A 2,861-nucleotide genomic window follows, 5' to 3' on the forward strand; every position below is an offset into this window, starting at 1 on the left:
TCTGCTCAAGGACCGGGTCGGGCAGGTCGAGGAGTTCATGGACGCGCTGCGCCAGGTGGCCGACGGCGGCACGGTCGTCGACCCGGAGGTCGTGCGCCAGCTGTTCCGCCGCCGGCGCGACCCCCTGGACCGCCTCACCTCGCGTGAGCGGGAGGTGCTGGCCCTGGTGGCCGAGGGCAAGTCCAACGCGGCCATCGCCCGTGAATTGGTCGTCTCCGAGGCCGCGGTGGGCAAGCACATCGGCAACATCCTGGGCAAGCTCGATCTGCCCCCGGGCGAGGACACCCACCGCCGCGTCCTCGCGGTCCTGACGTTCCTCCGGGCGTAGCTGCGGGGTCTGGGCTGTGGCGGGTGAGCGGGTCCGCTACCGGCGGCATGGGGCCGACCATGGCCGGGAGGGGGCCGTCTAGCCTGGACAGCGGCGGGCCCTCGGAGGGGTCCGGGAGGGAGAGAAGACGGGCGATGTCAGCGATCCGGCTGCTGGTGCTGGGGGCGGTGCGCCAGCACGGGCGGGCCCATGGCTACCAGGTCCGTAACGACCTGGAGTTCTGGGGCGCCCACGAGTGGTCCAACGCCAAGCCCGGATCGATCTACCACGCGCTCAAGCAGATGGCCAAACAAGGTCTGATGGTCGCTCATGACGTCGCGCCGAGCACGGTCGGCGGACCGCCGCGCACCGAGTACGAGCTGACCGACGCGGGGGAGGAGGAGTACTTCCGGTTGCTCCGCGAGTCGCTGGTGCGCCATGACCAGAAGATCGACGAGCTGACGGCCGGGGTCGGCTTCATTGTCGACCTTCCGCGTGCCGAGGCGATCTCCCTGCTGAAGGAGCGGGTCGCGGCCCTGGAGGAGTGGCGGGCCGCGGTCACCGCGCACTGGACGCCTCCGGAGGCCACCCCCGACGCATGGGGCCATATCGGCGAGACCATGAAGCTCTGGGTGCACTCGGCCGACAGCGGGGCGCAGTGGACGCGCGGGCTCATCGAGCGGCTTGAGGGCGGGGCGTATGTGATGGCCGGTGAGGGGAAGCGCTCGGTCGACGTACTGATGGACAGCGTGGAGAGTGCGGTCGGCGCCGAGGGGCCAGGCGCGCCGCAGAGCGGCGAGGGCGATATCGAGGCTGAGCGGGACGGCCGCTAATCAAGTTTGACTAGCCCCCGGATCGAGGGCACTTTTCCCGCCTTGCAGTAGTCAATCCTGTCCACACTGCTGCGCTACGACGGCGGGCGGGCGGAGGTCGCCGGATTCGATGTGCGACGCCACCCCGATGAGGTCCGCTACCGCATCGGGCCCCTCGGCCAGCACGCGGCTCTCGACGAGGGCCTGAGCGGGCGGCAGACCGGTCAACCAGTACAGCGGGGGCATGCGGCGCAGGCTCGGCCGGGCGGCCACCGACTCATGGACCATGACCCGGCGTGGCATCGCCCACTGGGCGCGGCAGCCCGCCCAGTTGGTGGTCGGCCTGGTCTTCCCGGTGATGGTGCTGCTGATGTTCGCCTACTTCCTCGGCGGCGGTATGAGCGTCTCGGGCGGCGGCGACTACAAGGAGTACCTGGTGCCGGGCATGCTGACGCTGGCCATGGCGTTCGGCCTCGAGTCCACGATGATCGCCGTCACCCAGGACCTCGACAAGGGCGTCATCGACCGCTTCCGGTCTATGCCGATCGCCCCCCTCGGCGGTGCTGGTCGGCCGCAGCGTCCTGGACATGCTCCAGTCGGCGCTGGGTCTGCTGATCCTCATCGGGACCGGGTTCGCGATGGGCTGGCGCTGGCACGGCGGCGCCGGGGAAGCGGTGGCCGCGGTCGGGCTGCTGCTCCTGCTGCGCTTCGCCATGCTGTGGCTCGGCATCCACCTCGCCGTGGTGGCCGGGCGCCCGGGTCAGGGCGGCGGTTCCTGGTCCGCGGATGGGCGGCGGTTCCTGGTCCGCGGACTACGCCCAACTGCTCGCCGTCTGCTGGCTGCTGGCGCTGCTCGTGGTCTTCTTCCCGCTGGCCGTGGGCCGTTACCAGGGCCTCAGCCGCTGAAACGAGTCCAACACGCCCGAATGCCGCGTGAGCCACACCATCACCCGTCGTGGGTGGTTCCGGATACGGTGCTGACATGGTGAACGACAGGGGGGACAAGGACGCGAGGGCGACGGGCGGGGTCGGTTACGCACTGCTCGTCGCCGCAGCCCCGAGTGGCAGACAGCGGCTGATGGACGCGGCCGGGGCACTGCACCAGCTCGCGGCCGTACCGCCCGCCGCGTTACTGGGGACCGCGGGCGGGGCGAGCGTCGTACAGCTGCTGGATCCGGCCGATCCGCAGACGGTGTTGACGCATCTGCGGACCGCGGCCGCCCACGAGGGGCCGGTGCTGATCTATCTGGCCGGCCAGCTCACCTTCGACGCCAAGCAGCGGCTGCCGCACTTCGCGCTGGCCCGTACGACCCCGAGGACCGCCCGCTACACCGCGCTGCCGTGGCACTGGCTGGCGGCTGAGCTCGCGCGGCGGCCGGCGGGCAGTTCCACGGTGCTCGTCGATCTGGTGGCCGACGAGACGGCGTGGCCGCGGCTGTCGTCCGACCCCGCCCTGGCCGGGCGGCTGCTGACGGCCGGGCTCACCCTTTACGGCTCCCTCGTGCCCGCTCCGCCCAAGCGGCTGACCGCGGCGCCGCTCTACAGCCGGGCGTTCGCCGCGGCTCTGAGGGGCGCGGTCGAGGACGCGTCGTTCGCGCTGCTGCACGAGCGGGCGGTCGCCGAGGCGGGTCTCGGCGGCGGCCCGGAGTTGCTGTTCGACGGGTCCGCTGTCCATGCCTACGCTCCGGCGGCCCGGGGCTGGTCCGGGAGGCCCGCGGGAGGGGCCGCCGGAGCGTAGGCAT

3 protein-coding genes and 2 pseudogenes are annotated in these 2,861 nt (G+C 71.8%); all 5 read left to right on the plus strand.

Translation table 11 applies throughout. From position 1 onward, the window contains the following. Positions 1-328: response regulator transcription factor (locus CCN51_RS48740; protein WP_143676160.1), on the plus strand; the 328-nt coding region annotated here is incomplete at its 5' end. A 134-nt stretch (positions 329-462) separates the two neighbouring features. Further along, positions 463-1,140, plus strand: coding sequence for a PadR family transcriptional regulator (locus CCN51_RS48745; RefSeq protein WP_014178489.1), 678 nt, complete (start codon positions 463-465; stop codon positions 1,138-1,140). Between the two features lie 54 nt (positions 1,141-1,194). Continuing rightward, positions 1,195-1,342, plus strand: a pseudogene (locus CCN51_RS58735) (daunorubicin/doxorubicin resistance ABC transporter ATP-binding protein DrrA); the annotation flags it as partial. A gap of 21 nt (positions 1,343-1,363) precedes the next feature. Continuing rightward, positions 1,364-2,025: pseudogene (locus CCN51_RS48755) on the plus strand (ABC transporter permease). 76 nt (positions 2,026-2,101) lie between these two features. Continuing rightward, entirely contained in the window at positions 2,102-2,857 is a 756-nt protein-coding gene (locus tag CCN51_RS48760; RefSeq protein WP_245881839.1) for a hypothetical protein, read from the plus strand. The last annotated feature ends 4 nt before the right edge of the window (positions 2,858-2,861 follow it).

This window comes from Streptomyces milbemycinicus, from assembly GCF_002154605.1.
Lineage (GTDB): Bacteria > Actinomycetota > Actinomycetes > Streptomycetales > Streptomycetaceae > Streptomyces > Streptomyces milbemycinicus.

What these genes read in the sequence shown, in the direction of transcription:
- CCN51_RS48760 (WP_245881839.1), top strand. Translation starts at nt 2,102, where the DNA reads ATGGTGAACGACAGGGGGGACAAGGACGCGAGGGCGACGGGCGGGGTC.
- CCN51_RS48745 (WP_014178489.1), top strand. Translation starts at nt 463, where the DNA reads ATGTCAGCGATCCGGCTGCTGGTGCTGGGGGCGGTGCGCCAGCACGGG.